We start from the raw sequence: 14,210 nt of genomic DNA on the forward strand, positions 1-14,210 counted from the left end.
TCACACTGCGCTCCCTTCAGAAGCGGCGATCCGGTCGTCGAGGAACTCGTCCAGGTAGCGCCACGTCGTGCCGCGCGCCTTGCGGCCGGTCAGGACGCCCAGGTGCCCGCCCGGCGCAGTCTTGAAGCGGACCTCGGGCGCGTTGTCCAGCAGCTCCACCACGCGCTCCACCGACGCCTGGGGCGCGATCGTGTCGTTCTGGCCCGCCACCACCAGTGTCGGGACCTTCACCGTCGACAGCGAGATCACCCGGCCGTTGAGGTCCACCTTGCCCTCCGCCAGGTCGTTGGTGCGGAACAGGCGGTGGTACAGCTGGCCGAACGTGCGGCCCGGGTAGGCGTACATGTTGTCCATGAAGTGGTCCACCGCCTCGATCTGGGCCAGGTAGTCCCGGTCGTCGAGGTTCTTGAGGATCGCGATCGGCTTCGTGATCTCCTTGCTGATGCCCGTCGCCTTGAACACCCGGCTGACCAAATAGGACGGTGCGCCGCCGAACGCGCGGTAGATCGGCGTCAGCAGGTGGCCGCCTGTGAGGTCGACCAGCGGGCGGAACGGGGCGACGATCGGGATCGCCGTGAAGTCCACCGGGGAGCCGATCGCCGTGATCGACGCGATCGGCAGGTCCGGCTGGTCGGCGTTCACCAGCAGCGAGAAGATCCCGCCCAGCGACCACGACACCAGGTGCACGGCCTGGCCGCCGTTGTCGGCGCTGACCTTGCGGATCGCGCGCGGCAGCACCTCGTCGATCCAGTGCTCGATGCCCAGGCGCCGGTCGGAGAACGCGACCATGCCGTAGTCGACGAGGTAGGCGTTGCGGCCGGCCTCGACGAGGTGCTCGATGAGGCTGCAGCCGCGGCGCAGGTCGAAGCAGATCGCCGGCGCGGCCAGTGGCGGCACCAGCAGGATCGGCGGCCCCGACACCGGACGGCTGCTGTGCGTCATCCGGTACACCGAGCGGTTCGGGCCCTGGTCGATCAGTACCCGCGGCATCGGGCGGAGATCGGCGACCCCGCCGTGCAGCACCTTGCCGACCACGTTCGACGCCGCGGCGGCCAGCCGTGCGGGCGGTGAAGCCATTCTCTTGCCTCCTGGATGTCCCCCGGGGATTCCAGGCAATCTTGCCAGTGCGGACGCGCGCGGCTCAACATCACCACACCGGCAAGCACCCCGCAAGCACGTCCGATTCGGACAGTCGTTGGGCCGTCCGAGTTACTCCGGGCCCGCCCCGGGAGCGCTCTCCGCGGCCCGCGCTTCGTACGCCGCACGGGCCGGGGAATGGGCCGCTGAAGCCAAAAGCTGATCCGCTTTCAACGTCCGCGCGAGCAGTTCGGCGGCCCGGCGCGGCAGCAGTCCCGTGAGTTTGCCCATAGGACCCAGTGACCGGGGCACGAAGACGTCAAACTTCGGCTTCCGCAGCGCGGCGACGATGGCGTCGGCGACGTCTGCCGGGCTCGCGGACTTGAACAGCTTCGCCTCGCCGAGGCCGCTCGCGAGCTCGGTCCGCACGATCGCGGGCATCACGCAGGAGACGTGCACGCCGGAGCCGTGCAGCTCCAGGTGCACGGCCTCGGACAGCCCGACGACGGCGTGCTTGGTCGCGCAGTACGTCGCCGCGCCCGGAAAGCCCGCTTTGCCGGCGAACGACGCGACGTTGACGATGTGCCCGCTGCGGTGTGGCCGCATCCGCTTCATCGCTTCGCGGGTGCCGTGGATGACGGCGTGCAGGTTGATCTCGAGCTGCCGCCGGGTCGTCGCGTCGCTCTCCTCTTCGAGGCCGGCGAGCGGCATGATCCCGGCGTTGTTGATCAGCACGTCGATGCGGCCGTGGCGGCGTTCGACCTCGTCGAGGAACCCGGTGAAACCGCGGATGTCGGTGACGTCCAGCGGCAGCGCGTCGGCGCCCAGCTCACCGGCCGTTTTCTCGGCCCGGACCTGGTCGAGGTCGCCGATCACCACCTGTGCGCCCAGCCGGGCGAGCGCCGACGCGGTCGCCGCGCCGATCCCCTGCCCGCCGCCGGTGATGACGACGACCTTGCCCGCGAGATTCTCGGCCACGGCGACTCCTTCGTCTGTTGGCAACGCGTCAACAGTGTCGCTCGCCGGCCGCGATCGCGCTACCCCACGCGCTGCTCCAGCACCTGACCGGTCCAGCCGTCGACGTCGAACCGCACGGTCGGCTTGAAGCCCTGGCTCTCGTAGTAGCGCTGCAGGTCGCCGTCACCGCCGGCCCAGCAGTCGACGCGCACGAGGTCGATGCCGCGGCGCTTGGCCTCGTCGAGCGCGTACTCGACGAGCCGCCCGCCGACGCGCTGCCCGGTGAACCGCCGGGAGGTGATCAGCAGCCGCACGTACAGCTCACGCTCGTCGACGGCGGGCACGTGCGGATCGTGGTCCTCGGAGACGATCAGCGCGCCCGCGGGCTGACCCTCGACCATCGCGATCCGCAACCCGGGATCGGCGGCCATGCCCTGGACGCGCTCGACCCGCTTCGGAACGCCGCTCCACGGCTCGGTCCCCCACTGCTTCGAGCTGCCCCGCGCGACCAGCCACTCGACGGCTTCGTCGAAGAAGCGCAGCAGGATGTCGACGTCCCCGGAGTCACCCGATCGGATGACGATGTTGTCCATGCCCCCTGTTTACCGGACCGGGCGGACGCGCGGGCGTGCTTCGGCGAAGGCGAGCAGCTCAGCCCACGCCGAGGTGGCGGGAGATCAGCATCTTCTGGACCTCGCTCGTCCCTTCGCCTATCTCCAGGATCTTGGCGTCGCGGTAGAAGCGGCTCACCGGGTACTCGTTCATGAAGCCGTAGCCACCGAAGATCTGGGTCGCGTCGCGCGCGTTGTCCATCGCCGCGTTCGAGGCCACCAGCTTGGCGATCGACGCTTCCTTCTTGAACGGCTCGCCGCGCAGCATCTTCGACGCCGCCTGGTAGTACGCGAGGCGGGCCGTGTGGGTGCGGACCTCCATGTCGGCGATCTTGAACTGGATCGCCTGGTACTCGCCGATGCGCTTGCCGAACGCGACGCGGTCCTTCACGTAGCCCAAGCACTCGTCGACGCAGCCCTGGGCCAGGCCCACCGACAGCGCGGCGATCGCGACGCGGCCTTCGTCCAGAATGGACAGGAACTGGGCGTACCCGCGGCCGCGCGTGCCGACCAGGTTCGCCAGCGGGACGTGAACGTCCGAAAAAGACAGTTCGTGCGTGTCCGAGCAGTTCCAGCCGACCTTCGAGTACTTCGGCGCGACCTCGAAGCCCGGCGTGCCCGACGGGATGAGGATCGCCGAGATCTCCTTGCGGCCGTTCTCCATCACGTCCGTCACGGCGGTGACCGTGACCAGGCGGGTGATGTCCGTGCCCGAGTTCGTGATGAACGCCTTGCTGCCGTTGACGACCCAGTCGTCGCCGTCCTGACGCGCGCGCGTGCGGGTCGCGCCCGCGTCCGAACCGCCGCCCGGCTCCGTCAGGCCGAAGCCGCCCAGGGCCGTGCCCTCGCACAGCGACGGGAGCCACTTTTCCTTCTGCTCCTGCGTGCCGAAGCGGTAGATCGGCATCGCACCAAGGGAAACGCCCGCCTCCAGCGTGATCGCGACCGACGAGTCGACGCGGGCGAGTTCCTCCAAGGCCAGGCACAGCGCGAAGTAGTCGCCGCCCATGCCGCCGAACTCCTCCGCGAAAGGCAGGCCGAACAGGCCCATCTCGCCCATCTTCGCGACGATCTCGTACGGGAACTCTTCCTTCTCGTACAGCGCGCCGATCACCGGCGCCACTTCGGCGTGCGCGAAGTCCTCGACCGTCTTGCGGAGGGACTCGTATTCCTCGTCCAGGCGGAAGTCGATCACGGCTGCTCCTCTTGGGGCGTCACTACGGCAAGGGTTTCGTCCAGCGCGACCTGTTGGCCGGCCCGGACGGGAAGTTCACTGACGACGCCATCGATCGGCGCGGTGACGGTGTGCTCCATCTTCATCGCCTCGACGACCAGCAACGGCGTCCCGGCACGCACGACGTCGCCCGCGGCGACCTTGACAACGAGCACGGTGCCCGGCATCGGGCTGACGACCGGCCCGGCGCCGGCGGCCTCGCCGCGTGACGACAGCACGAATTCCTGCTCCCCGAAGGGAAAGCTCTGACCGTCGCGAGCCAGCCACACCGTCCGATCAGGACCGGACGCGTGCCGGTACCGGTGGAGCACGCCACCCTGGCGAACCTCCAGCAGGGACCCGTCACGGCGCGCCGAGACGCGCACCGGCGCCGCGTCGTCGACGAAGACGGTCGCCGCGGCAGGCGTGCCCTCCACCCGCACCACGGCCGACGTCCGGCCGGACTTCAACCGGAACGTCACGCCGCCGGCCGCGCCCATCCGCCAGCCGTCCGGGACGTCCCACGGGTCCACAACGGAACCCGACGGCTGCAGCTCCAGCAGGCGGTCCAACGCGGCCGCGACGAAGAACTCCGCGGGCACCTCCGAGGAGACCAATGTGGACAGACGACGGTCGACCAGTTCGGTGTCGAGACGCCCGGACCGCACGTCCTCGTCCGCCAGCAATCCCCGCAGGAACGTGGTGTTCGTGCCGACGCCCAGCACCGCCGTGTCGGCCAGCGCCCGGTCGAGCCGGTGCAACGCGGCCGCGCGGTCCGGACCCCAGGCGATGACCTTGGCCAGCATCGGGTCGTAGTTCGAGCCGATCACCGCGCCCGGCGCCAGCCAGGAGTCGACGCGCACGCCGTCACCGGACGGCTCGTGCACCGCCAGCACCGTGCCGCCGGTCGGGATGAACCCGCGCGCCGGGTCCTCGGCGTACACCCGCGCTTCGACGGCGTGGCCACGCAGGGAAACGTCCGACTGCGCAACGGAAAGCCGTTCACCGGCCGCGACGCGGACCTGCCACTCGACGAGGTCGAGGCCGGTGACCAGCTCGGTGACCGGGTGCTCGACCTGCAGCCGGGTGTTCATCTCCATGAAGAAGAACTCGTCCGGGTTGTGCGCCGACATGATGAACTCGACCGTGCCCGCGCCGACGTAGCCGACCGAGCGCGCCGCCTCGGCGGCCGCCGTGCCCATCTTGTCGCGGGTCGCCTCGTCGAGCAGCACCGACGGCGCCTCCTCGATGATCTTCTGGTGCCGCCGCTGCAGGCTGCACTCGCGCTCACCGAGGTGGATGACGTGCCCGAACGTGTCGGCCATGACCTGGATCTCGATGTGCCGCGGCGTCGTGACGAACCGCTCGATCAGCAGGGTGTCGTCGCCGAAGGAACTCTTGGCCTCGCGCCGCGCCGACTCGATGGCCTCGTCCAGCTCATCGGGAGCGTGCACCAGCCGCATGCCCTTGCCGCCACCACCGGCGGACGGCTTGATCAGCAGCGGGTACCCGACGTCGGCCGCGGCCGCGGCGAACCCGCCGGCCGGGATGTCCACATCGGACGCTCCGGGCACGACCGGGACACCGGCCTTCGACACCGTCGCCTTGGCGCGGATCTTGTCGCCCATGGCGTCGATCGCGGCGACCGGCGGCCCGATGAACACCAGTCCGGCGTCCTCGCACGCCTGCGCGAACGCGGCGTTCTCGGCCAGGAAGCCATAACCCGGGTGCACCGCCTGCGCGCCCGAAGACACGGCGGCGTCCACAATGGCCGGAATGGACAGGTAACTGCGAGCGGCTTCGGCGGGCCCGATGCGGACGGCGGTGTCCGCCTCGTGGACGTGCCGCGCTTCGGCGTCGGCGTCGCTGTAGACGGCGACGGCGCGGATGCCGAGGTCGCGCAACGTGCGGATGACCCGCACCGCGATCTCGCCACGGTTCGCGACCAACACTGAGTCGAACATGATCACATCCGGAAGACGCCGTAGTTGACATCGGACAAGGGAGCGTTCGCCGCGGTCGAGAGCGCGAGGCCGAGGACCGTGCGGGTGTCGGCCGGGTCGATGACGCCGTCGTCCCACAGCCGCGCGGTGGAGTAGTACGGGCTGCCCTGCGCCTCGTACTGCTCGCGGATCGGGTCCTTGAACGTCTCTTCGTCCTCTGTGGACCATTCGCCGCCGCGCCCCTCGATGGAGTCGCGGCGGACCGTCGAGAGGACCGACGCCGCCTGCTCGCCGCCCATCACCGAGATCCGCGCGTTCGGCCACATCCAGAGGAACCGCGGCGAGTACGCCCGGCCGCACATCGAGTAGTTGCCGGCGCCGAACGAGCCGCCGATCACGACGGTCAGCTTCGGCACCCGCGCGCAGGCCACCGCGGTGACCATCTTCGCGCCGTGCTTGGCGATGCCGCCGGCCTCGTAGGCGCGCCCGACCATGAAGCCGGTGATGTTCTGCAGGAACAGCAGCGGGATCGAGCGCTTGTCGCACAGCTCGATGAAGTGCGCGCCCTTCATCGCGGACTCGGCGAAGAGGACGCCGTTGTTCGCGACGATGCCGACCGGGTGGCCGTGGATCCGGGCGAACCCGGTGACCAGCGTCGCGCCGTACTCCTTCTTGAACTCGCCGAACCGGCTGCCGTCGACGATCCGCGCGATCACCTCGCGCACGTCGTACGGCGTGCGCGAGTCGGTCGGCACCACGCCGTACAGCTCGTTGGGGTCGACGGCCGGTGCTTCGGTCGGCAGGACGTCCCACGGGCGCGGCGTGCGCGGCCCGAGCGTCGAGACGATCGAGCGGACGATCCGCAGCGCGTGCGCGTCGTCGTCGGCGAGGTGGTCGGTGACGCCGGACTGGCGCGAGTGGACGTCGCCGCCGCCCAGCTCCTCGGCCGTGACGACCTCGCCGGTCGCGGCCTTCACCAGCGGCGGGCCGCCGAGGAAGATCGTGCCCTGGTTCCGGACGATCACGGCCTCGTCGCTCATCGCGGGGACGTACGCGCCGCCCGCCGTGCAGGAGCCGAGCACCGCGGCGATCTGCGGGATGCCGCGCGCGGACATCGTCGCCTGGTTGTAGAAGATCCGGCCGAAGTGCTCACGATCCGGGAAGACCTCGTCCTGCCGCGGCAGGAACGCGCCGCCGGAGTCCACCAGGTAGACGCACGGCAGGTTGTTGTGGAGCGCGACCTCCTGGGCGCGCAGGTGCTTCTTCACCGTCATCGGGTAGTACGTGCCGCCCTTGACGGTGGCGTCGTTGGCGACGATCACGCACTCGCGGCCGGAGACGCGCCCGATCCCGGTGATGATGCCCGCCGACGGCGCTTCGTCGTCGTACAGTCCGTTCGCGGCCAGCGGCGACAGCTCGAGGAACGGCGAACCCGGGTCCAGCAGCGTGTCGACGCGGTCGCGCGGGAGCAGCTTGCCGCGTTCGACGTGCCGGGTGCGTGACTTCTCCGGGCCGCCGAGGCGGGCGCTCGAGAGGCGTTTGCGGAGGTCTTCGACCAGCTCCGCGTGGGATGTGGCGTTGCGGGCGTAAGCCTCGCTGTCCGGGGCAGCAGACGTCCCCAGAGCCGGCGTGTCCATGGGCTCCCTCGAAGTTAGCGGTCGTTAACCTCCGTCCCGATGTTAGCGACCGCTAACCTGGCTGTCCAGTCGCCCGGACGCCGTGAAGGCCACCCCGGACGCACCGGGATGGCCTTCACGACCGGAGGGGACCGGGTTCAGCCGATGGCACCCCGGAGCGGGGCGTAGTAGCCGCCGGACTGGCCGGCCGCCGTCGGGTGGTACGACTCGATGACCGGCCAGGTGAGGCTGTGCAGGTAGTCGCCGGCCGAGGAGCAGATGTTGTGGCCGGTGAACGCCGACCGGACGTCGACGAACGTCGCGCCCGCCGCCACCGCGCGCGACGCCGTCACCGACGCCAGCGTGTCGGCGCCCGAGTTGATCGCGGTGCGCTTGGTGTCGCTCAGCCCGACCCAGCAGGAGCCGGGCACGGTGTAGAAGCGCGGGTAGGACAGGACGACGAGCCGCGCGCCCGGCGCCTTCGCCTTGATCGCGTTGTAGGTGTTCGTCAGCAGCGCCGGGAGGGTGTTGTTGACGTAGGTCTTCGCGGTGTTGACGCGATTGGTGCAGTCCGCGTCGCTGCCGAGGGTGCAGGTCTGGATCACGTCGGTGAAGCCGGCGTCGTTGCCGCCCACGGTGACGGTGACCAGGGTCGCGTTGGCGGGGATCGAGTTGGCCTGGCTGATGACGTCCGGCGTCTTGGCGCCGGAACAGGCCAGGAACGTGAGCGCCGTGCCGGCGTGGGCGTTGGTCCACAGCTGGGCGTAGGCGTTCGAGCTGCGGTAACAGCTCCCGGAACTGCCGTAGCTGCCGGCCCCGACCCCGGAGGAGTAGGAGTCGCCGAGCGCGGCGTAGACGGCCCCGGCGGCATGAGCGGTGCCCACGACGCCGAGGGTGGACAGGGCGACGGCACCCAGTGCTGTGGTCAGCCGCAGGAGAAAGCGTCGCGCGGTACGGATCGGAACCCCCATGGGCCACTCCTTTGTGACAGAACCGATGGGAAAATCACACCAGGTGAGGCCTTCACAAGGAAGAGCGATTACTCGTAAGTAACCCTCTTGGCCCACTACTTAAGTCAGGTGGGTGGAATTCGCACCGGTCAGCCGCCACCTGCTGCGCGGTTTCCAGGCCTTCACCGAGCGCGTGGCGCCGTCGGGCGCGGCGTTGGCAGCGTGGTCCGGTGGGATCCACCCGCGCTACATCAGCCGGGGAACACCGTGGCCCGCGATCTGCGTCATAGACGCTCACCAGGGAAGTTAGCGACCGCTAACCGGCCACCCCTAATATGGCCGGATGGCGGCGAACCCGACTCCCCTCGTGAACGGCGAGAAGGCGAACAGACGCGAACAGATCATGTCCGCGGCCGCCGAGTTGTTCGCCCACCACGGCTTCCACGGCGTCGGCATCGACGACATCGGCGCCGCGGTCGGCATCTCCGGCCCGGCACTCTACCGCCACTTCCGCAGCAAGGACGCCATCCTCGGCGAGATGCTGAACTCGATCAGCCGCTACCTGCTCGACGGCGGCACCGCGCGGGCGAGCCGGCGCGGCGAACCGGACGACACGCTGAGCGGGCTGGTCCGGTTCCACGTCGATTTCGCGCTCGAGCACCCGGCGCTGATCACCGTCCAGGAGCGCAACCTCGCGAACCTCACCGACACCGACCGCAAGCAGGTGCGCGCGCTGCAGCGGCAGTACGTCGAGGTGTGGGTCCGCGCGATCCGCGACGCGCTGCCGGAGCTGGGCGAACGCCAGGCGCGGTCGGCGGCGCACGCCGTGTTCGGACTGATCAACTCGACGCCGTACAACCGCCATCTCGGTGACGCCGAACTCGCGGAACTGCTCTGCCGCCTCGCGCTGGGTGCGTTGCGCGCGGCCGGATGACCGACCCGGATCAAGGTATCCCCATGAGCGCCGTCGCTGGTGTTTGATGGGGCACGTGGACCCGGACTGGAGCGAGCCGGAACGGCAGCTCGTAGAGAAGGCGCAGCGCGCGTTGACCGCGCTGAGCCTCGGCAACGACGCCGTGGCGCTCGGCGAGCTCGCCCCGACGGCCGCCGAACCGCAGGCCCGCGCGGACGAGACCAAGGACCTGATGCTGCTGTTGTTCGGCGAGTGCAGCGCGATGGTCTCCACCCTGGGCGACGGCGGCAGTGCGCCGGTCAAGGTCCAGGTCTTCGACGAGGACGGCGAAGAGGTCTCGATCGACCAGGCCGACCCGCCGGTGCGGACGGCCGTGCGGACGCTGCTCGCCGAGGTGCACGGCAACACCGAAGCGGCGCAGGAGCAGGTCGAGATCGCCCTGGCCAACGCGGCGCCCGACGAGGTCGACAGCCTGGTGCTGCAGGCCCTGCGCTGGACGATCCGGCTGTCGGTGGAGTGCCTGGACCGCGACCTGCCCGTGGCGCCCTGGATCTCGGAAGCCGTCTCGGACTAGCGCGGCACTTTCACGTGAAAGTGCCGCTTCACGCCGGGCGCAGAGAGCGCACGATCGGGGTCAGGTACAGCTCCGCGATGCGACGGCGTTCGACGTCGTCGTCCACCGGCAGCACCGTCTCGGGTGTCAGCACCAGGGAGACCACGATCCGGATGAGCAGCTCGGCCATGCCGTCGATGTCGTCGTCCGGCAGGCTGAGGCGGCCCGCGGCGACCTCCGCGCGGAAGTGCGTCGCGATCCGGGCCCGCGCGGCCGCGAACAGGCCGCCGGCCTGCACCGTCAGGTGCGGCAGGATCAGCTCCGGTTCGGTGCGCAGCAGGCGGTTGAGCAGCCGGTGCCCGCGCAGGTACACCAGCGAGAAGCTCAACCCCTCGATGAGCTTCTCCTCCGGCGTCGGCTGCGCTTCGAGGACGGCGTCGACCTTCGTCAGGAACCGCTTCATCTCCCGCAGGATCAGGGCGTTGAGCAGCTGGTCCTTCTTCGGGAAGTACCGGTAGATCGTCACGCGCGAGAGCCCGACGCGGCGCGCGACGTCGTCCACGGTGAACCGGCGCAGCCCGAAGTCCTCGGCCTGGGTCAGGGCCGCGCCCATGATCCGCTCGGACGTCTCGTCACCGGGCAGCTCGGCGTCGAGCGCGTGCTGCAGGAGGTTGCGCATGGGACAACCCTAGGCTGCTTTACAACTTGACGGAACTTGTTTCATGCGTTCTCCTGTTTCAGGACACGGGGAGGCACGCATGGGTGATCGTGAAGCGACGGCCGAGAGGCTGCTCAAGTCGAGCGCCCGGCTCTCCTACGACCCGGACGTCGACGTCCACTGGGCCGCGCCGCTGAACGAGGACCAGTTCTTCATCCCCGAACGGCTGGTTTCGCTGTACGGCACGCCGTTGTGGGACACGCTGACGCGCGCGCAGCGGATCGAGCTGTCGCGCCAAGAGCTGGTCAACACCGTCAGCGTCGGCATCTGGTTCGAGATCATCCTGATGCAGATGCTGCTGCGCGCGTCCTACCGGCAGGACCCGACGACGCGGCACGTGCACTACGCGCTGACCGAGGTCGCCGACGAATGCCGGCACTCCACGATGTTCGCGACGCTGATCGAGCGCGTCGGCGGCCGGCCCTACCGCAACAACCGCTGGCTGCAACGGTCCGCGCAGGCGCTGCCGCTGATCCTGCACGGGCCCGCGATGTGGGTGGCCACGCTGATCGGTGAGGAGATCTTCGACGCGCTGCAGCGCGAGCACCTCGACGACGAGTCGGTGCAGCCGGTGGTGCGCGCGGTGATGCGGATCCACGTCACCGAAGAGGCGCGGCACGTCCGCTACGCGCGCGACGACCTGGTCCGTTCGCTGGCCGGCGCGCCGTGGTGGCGCAAGGAGTTCACGCGCATTGTCGTTGCCGCGGGCGCGTTGCTGATGTCGCGGCTGCTGTCCCGGCCGCGGCAGTACCAGCGCGCCGGGCTCGACCCCGCGGTGGCCGTCGCGGCGGCGCGGTCGAGCGCGCACCGGCGGGAGACGCTCTCGTTCGGCGCCCGGAAACTGGTGCGGTTCCTGCGGGAGAACGACCTGATAGGCGGGCCGAGCGCGGTGCTCTGGCGCCGCGCCGGGATGCTCTAGGAGGGAAAGCCATGGCACTCAAGGATCTTCTCGTCGCGGGCACCGGCCGCCTCGCGGACCGGATCAGCACAGTGGGCGACGAAGCGGGCGAACGCGCCGACGACGTCGCGTGGCGGGTGGCGAAGCTGTCCGACAAGGCGGCCGAGCGCCTCGGCGACGTCGCGGCCGGCGCGTCCCGCCGGGTCGCGAACCGCTTGGTGCGGCTGGGCGAACGGGTCGCGGGCCGCTAGCCCAGCAACGCCTTCACCAGCGCGGCGATCTGCTCGGTCTCGATGAGGAACGAGTCGTGGCCGTACGGCGACGTCACCACCGCGGGCTCCGTCGTGCCCTTGATCCCGGCCGCGATCTCCGCCGACTGGTAGAACGGATAAAGCCGGTCGCTGTCCACCCCGCCGATCACCGCGCGAGCCGTCACGCGCCCGAGGGCCGCCGCGACGCCGCCGCGGTCGCGGCCGACGTCGTGGGTGTTCATCGACTCCGTCAGGACCAGGTAGCTGTTCGCGTCGAACCGGCCGGCCAGCTTCTCCGCGTGGTGGTCCAAATAGGACTCGACGGCGAACCGCCCGCCCCGCAACGGGTCCTCGCCGCTCTGGTGGTTCCGGCCGAACCGGTCGGCCAGCTCCGGCTCGCTGCGGTAGGTCACGTGCGCGATCCGGCGCGCGACGCCGAGGCCGCGGTACGGCCCGGCCGGCGCCGAGTAGTAGTCACCACCGTGCCAGTCCGGGTCGGCGCGGATCGCGTGCAGCTGCGGGGCCGCCCAGGCGATCTGCTCGGCCGACGCGCGCGCCGTCGACGCCAGGACCAGCACCGTCGCCACCCGAGAGGGCAGCGATACCGCCCACTCGAGCGCGCGCATCCCGCCCATCGACCCGCCGACGACGGCCGCCCAGCGCGTGATCCCGAGCGCGTCGGCCAGCACGGCCTCGGTCGCGACCTGGTCCCGGACCGTCACGACCGGGAAGCGGCTGCCCCACGGCGCCCCGTCGGGATCGGGTGACGACGGCCCGGTCGAGCCCTGGCAGCCGCCGAGCACGTTCGGGACCACGACGAAGAACTCCGTGGTGTCCAAGGCTTTCCCGGGCCCGATCAGGCCGTCCCACCAGCCCGCGCTGGGGTGGCCGGGCTCGGCCGGCCCGGCGGCGTGGCTGTCGCCGGTCAGCGCGTGCTCGACGAGGATCGCGTTGGACGCGTCGGAGTTCAGCGTCCCCCACGTCTCGTAGGCCAGGGTGTACCCGGGCAGCGCACCACCGGCCTCGAGCGCGAGCTCGGGGCCGGTGACGAACTGCCTGCGGCCTGGCGGATCACCGATCCGCCAGGCCCCGGTGACGGGCTCAGCCGTCACAGATCCGCCTTGGCCGCCCGGAATCCGGCCTCCAGGTCGGCCTTGAGGTCCTCGATGCCCTCCAGCCCGACGGCGAGCCGGACCAGGCCCGGCGTCACGCCGCTGGCCAGCTGCTCCTCCGGCGAAAGCTGGCTGTGCGTGGTGGACGCCGGGTGCACGATCAGGCTGCGGACGTCGCCGATGTTCACCAGCTGGCTGTGCAGTTCGGTGCCGTCGACGAACTTCCGGCCCGCCGCGACGCCGCCGCGCAGGTCGAACGACAGGACCGCGCCCGCGCCGCGCGGCAGGTACTTCTGCGCCGCGGAGTAGAACGGGCTGGACGGCAGGCCCGCGTAGTAGACCTTCTCGACCTCGTCGCGCTGCTCGAGCCACTCGGCGAGCGCCTGCGCGTTCGACACGTGCCGCTCGATGCGCAGCGACAGCGTCTCGATGCCCTGCAGGATCAGGAAGCTGTTCAACGGCGAGATCGCCGCGCCGGTGTCACGCAGGATCTGGACGCGCGCCTTGGCCGCGTACGCGCCCGGGCCGAGCGCCTCCCAGTACTTGAGACCGTGGTAGCTCGGGTCCGGCTCGTTGAAGCCCGGGAACTTCGCCGCGTCCTTGCCGAAGTCGAACGTGCCGCCGTCGACCAGCACGCCGGCGACCGTGGTGCCGTGGCCGCCGAGGTACTTCGTCGCCGAGTGGACGACGATGTCGGCGCCGTGCTCGATCGGGCGCAGCAGGAACGGCGTCGGCACGGTGTTGTCGACGACCAGCGGGACACCGGCCTCGTGCGCGGTGGTGGCGACCCCGCGGATGTCGAGGACGTTGCTGCCCGGGTTGGCCAGCGTCTCGGCGAAGAACAGCTTCGTGTTCGGGCGGACGGCGGCGCGCCACTGCTCGAGGTCGTCCTGGTCCTCGACGAACGAGACCTCGATGCCCAGCTTCGGCAGCGTGTAGTGGAAGAGGTTGTAGGTGCCGCCGTAGAGCGACGGGCTGGAGACGAAGTGGTCGCCCGCGTTGGCCAGGTTGAGGATCGCCGCGGTGGTGGCGGCCGAACCGGACGCGAACGCGAGCGCCGCGACGCCGCCTTCGAGCGCGGCGACCCGCTGCTCCAGGACGTCCTGGGTCGGGTTCATGATCCGCGTGTAGATGTTGCCCGGCTCGGCCAGGCTGAACAGGTCGGCGCCGTGCTGGCTGTCGCGGAAGACGTACGACGTCGTCTGGTAGATCGGCGTCGCCCGCGCGCCCGTCGCCGGATCCGGCGCGGCGCCCGCGTGGATCTGCGTGGTCTCGAAGGACCACGCCGAGGTGTCGTCCGCGCTCATCGGTTCTCCTTGCGGCTCAAGGGGGTGCTGGAGGGCTGCTTGTCCGAAGCTACTTCGGCCGAACGGAGTACCCAACCGTTCCCACGTCCTG

14 protein-coding genes are annotated in these 14,210 nt (G+C 70.3%); 4 read left to right on the forward strand and 10 right to left on the reverse strand.

Annotation, left to right across the window (positions count from 1 at the left end; all coding sequences use genetic code 11):
• From OG439_RS30635 to OG439_RS30665, 7 genes are all read right to left on the reverse strand, one after another.
• Entirely contained in the window at nt 1-1,077 is a 1,077-nt protein-coding gene (locus tag OG439_RS30635) for an alpha/beta fold hydrolase (RefSeq protein WP_326944231.1), read from the reverse strand.
• 132 nt (nt 1,078-1,209) lie between these two features.
• A complete protein-coding gene (locus tag OG439_RS30640; protein WP_326944232.1) occupies nt 1,210-2,055 on the reverse strand; it encodes an SDR family oxidoreductase in 846 nt (281 codons plus the stop codon).
• A 59-nt stretch (nt 2,056-2,114) separates the two neighbouring features.
• Nucleotides 2,115-2,627, reverse strand: a complete 513-nt coding sequence (locus OG439_RS30645) for a GNAT family N-acetyltransferase (RefSeq protein WP_326944233.1) — start codon at nt 2,625-2,627, stop codon at nt 2,115-2,117.
• A gap of 58 nt (nt 2,628-2,685) precedes the next feature.
• Nucleotides 2,686-3,840 (reverse strand): acyl-CoA dehydrogenase family protein, encoded by a 1,155-nt coding sequence (locus OG439_RS30650; protein ID WP_247057353.1) that lies wholly within the window; start codon nt 3,838-3,840, stop codon nt 2,686-2,688.
• Nucleotides 3,837-5,822 carry an acetyl-CoA carboxylase biotin carboxylase subunit gene (locus OG439_RS30655; RefSeq protein ID WP_326944234.1) on the reverse strand — a complete coding sequence of 662 codons (1,986 nt, stop codon included), beginning with the start codon at nt 5,820-5,822 and terminating at the stop codon, nt 3,837-3,839. Before OG439_RS30655 ends, OG439_RS30650 begins: the two co-directional genes overlap by 4 nt.
• Nucleotides 5,823-5,824: 2 nt before the next feature.
• Complete coding sequence (locus tag OG439_RS30660; RefSeq protein WP_326944235.1) at nt 5,825-7,438, reverse strand: carboxyl transferase domain-containing protein; 1,614 nt, start codon at nt 7,436-7,438, stop codon at nt 5,825-5,827.
• Nucleotides 7,439-7,575: 137 nt separating this feature from the next.
• Nucleotides 7,576-8,388 (reverse strand): SGNH/GDSL hydrolase family protein, encoded by an 813-nt coding sequence (locus tag OG439_RS30665; RefSeq protein WP_442792234.1) that lies wholly within the window; start codon nt 8,386-8,388, stop codon nt 7,576-7,578.
• 322 nt (nt 8,389-8,710) lie between these two features.
• Between OG439_RS30665 and OG439_RS30670 the strand changes: the two genes are divergently transcribed.
• The gene (locus OG439_RS30670) at nt 8,711-9,301 is read left to right on the forward strand and encodes an SACE_7040 family transcriptional regulator (protein WP_326944236.1); all 591 of its coding nucleotides are present in this window, start codon (nt 8,711-8,713) and stop codon (nt 9,299-9,301) included.
• Between the two features lie 46 nt (nt 9,302-9,347).
• Nucleotides 9,348-9,854 carry a hypothetical protein gene (locus tag OG439_RS30675; protein ID WP_326944237.1) on the forward strand — a complete coding sequence of 169 codons (507 nt, stop codon included), beginning with the start codon at nt 9,348-9,350 and terminating at the stop codon, nt 9,852-9,854.
• A gap of 28 nt (nt 9,855-9,882) precedes the next feature.
• Here the strand turns inward: OG439_RS30675 and OG439_RS30680 are convergent, their stop codons facing one another.
• Nucleotides 9,883-10,512 carry a TetR/AcrR family transcriptional regulator gene (locus OG439_RS30680; RefSeq protein ID WP_326944238.1) on the reverse strand — a complete coding sequence of 210 codons (630 nt, stop codon included), beginning with the start codon at nt 10,510-10,512 and terminating at the stop codon, nt 9,883-9,885.
• Between the two features lie 79 nt (nt 10,513-10,591).
• Here OG439_RS30680 and OG439_RS30685 point away from each other — a divergent pair, with 79 nt between their 5' ends.
• Both OG439_RS30685 and OG439_RS30690 read left to right on the forward strand, forming a co-directional pair.
• Nucleotides 10,592-11,470, forward strand: coding sequence for an AurF N-oxygenase family protein (locus OG439_RS30685; RefSeq protein WP_326944239.1), 879 nt, complete (start codon nt 10,592-10,594; stop codon nt 11,468-11,470).
• A gap of 11 nt (nt 11,471-11,481) precedes the next feature.
• On the forward strand, nt 11,482-11,700 hold the full coding sequence (locus OG439_RS30690) for a hypothetical protein (RefSeq protein ID WP_326944240.1): 219 nt from the start codon (nt 11,482-11,484) through the stop codon (nt 11,698-11,700).
• On the opposite strand, the gene metX is transcribed toward OG439_RS30690, so the two are convergent.
• Together metX and OG439_RS30700 are read right to left on the reverse strand one after the other, a co-directional pair.
• Nucleotides 11,697-12,812, reverse strand: coding sequence for a homoserine O-acetyltransferase MetX (metX, locus tag OG439_RS30695; RefSeq protein WP_326944241.1), 1,116 nt, complete (start codon nt 12,810-12,812; stop codon nt 11,697-11,699). The two genes, OG439_RS30690 and metX, sit on opposite strands and share 4 nt — an antisense overlap.
• Nucleotides 12,809-14,119: a bifunctional o-acetylhomoserine/o-acetylserine sulfhydrylase gene (locus tag OG439_RS30700; protein ID WP_247057373.1), complete on the reverse strand. Its 1,311-nt coding sequence runs from the start codon at nt 14,117-14,119 to the stop codon at nt 12,809-12,811. The genes metX and OG439_RS30700 overlap by 4 nt, the downstream gene beginning before the upstream one ends.
• Nucleotides 14,120-14,210: the final 91 nt, after the last annotated feature.

The sequence above is a fragment of the Amycolatopsis sp. NBC_01307 genome (assembly GCF_035975215.1).
Taxonomy (GTDB): Bacteria; Actinomycetota; Actinomycetes; order Mycobacteriales; family Pseudonocardiaceae; genus Amycolatopsis.

Coding starts and splice junctions, on each gene's coding strand:
- OG439_RS30690 (WP_326944240.1), top strand. CDS start 11,482: ATGGCACTCAAGGATCTTCTCGTCGCGGGCACCGGCCGCCTCGCGGAC.
- OG439_RS30675 (WP_326944237.1), top strand. CDS start 9,348: ATGGGGCACGTGGACCCGGACTGGAGCGAGCCGGAACGGCAGCTCGTA.
- OG439_RS30635 (WP_326944231.1), bottom strand. CDS start 1,077: ATGGCTTCACCGCCCGCACGGCTGGCCGCCGCGGCGTCGAACGTGGTC.
- OG439_RS30645 (WP_326944233.1), bottom strand. CDS start 2,627: ATGGACAACATCGTCATCCGATCGGGTGACTCCGGGGACGTCGACATC.
- OG439_RS30660 (WP_326944235.1), bottom strand. CDS start 7,438: ATGGACACGCCGGCTCTGGGGACGTCTGCTGCCCCGGACAGCGAGGCT.
- OG439_RS30655 (WP_326944234.1), bottom strand. CDS start 5,822: ATGTTCGACTCAGTGTTGGTCGCGAACCGTGGCGAGATCGCGGTGCGG.
- OG439_RS30680 (WP_326944238.1), bottom strand. CDS start 10,512: ATGCGCAACCTCCTGCAGCACGCGCTCGACGCCGAGCTGCCCGGTGAC.
- OG439_RS30700 (WP_247057373.1), bottom strand. CDS start 14,119: ATGAGCGCGGACGACACCTCGGCGTGGTCCTTCGAGACCACGCAGATC.
- OG439_RS30685 (WP_326944239.1), top strand. CDS start 10,592: ATGGGTGATCGTGAAGCGACGGCCGAGAGGCTGCTCAAGTCGAGCGCC.
- OG439_RS30665 (WP_442792234.1), bottom strand. CDS start 8,388: ATGGGGGTTCCGATCCGTACCGCGCGACGCTTTCTCCTGCGGCTGACC.
- OG439_RS30670 (WP_326944236.1), top strand. CDS start 8,711: ATGGCGGCGAACCCGACTCCCCTCGTGAACGGCGAGAAGGCGAACAGA.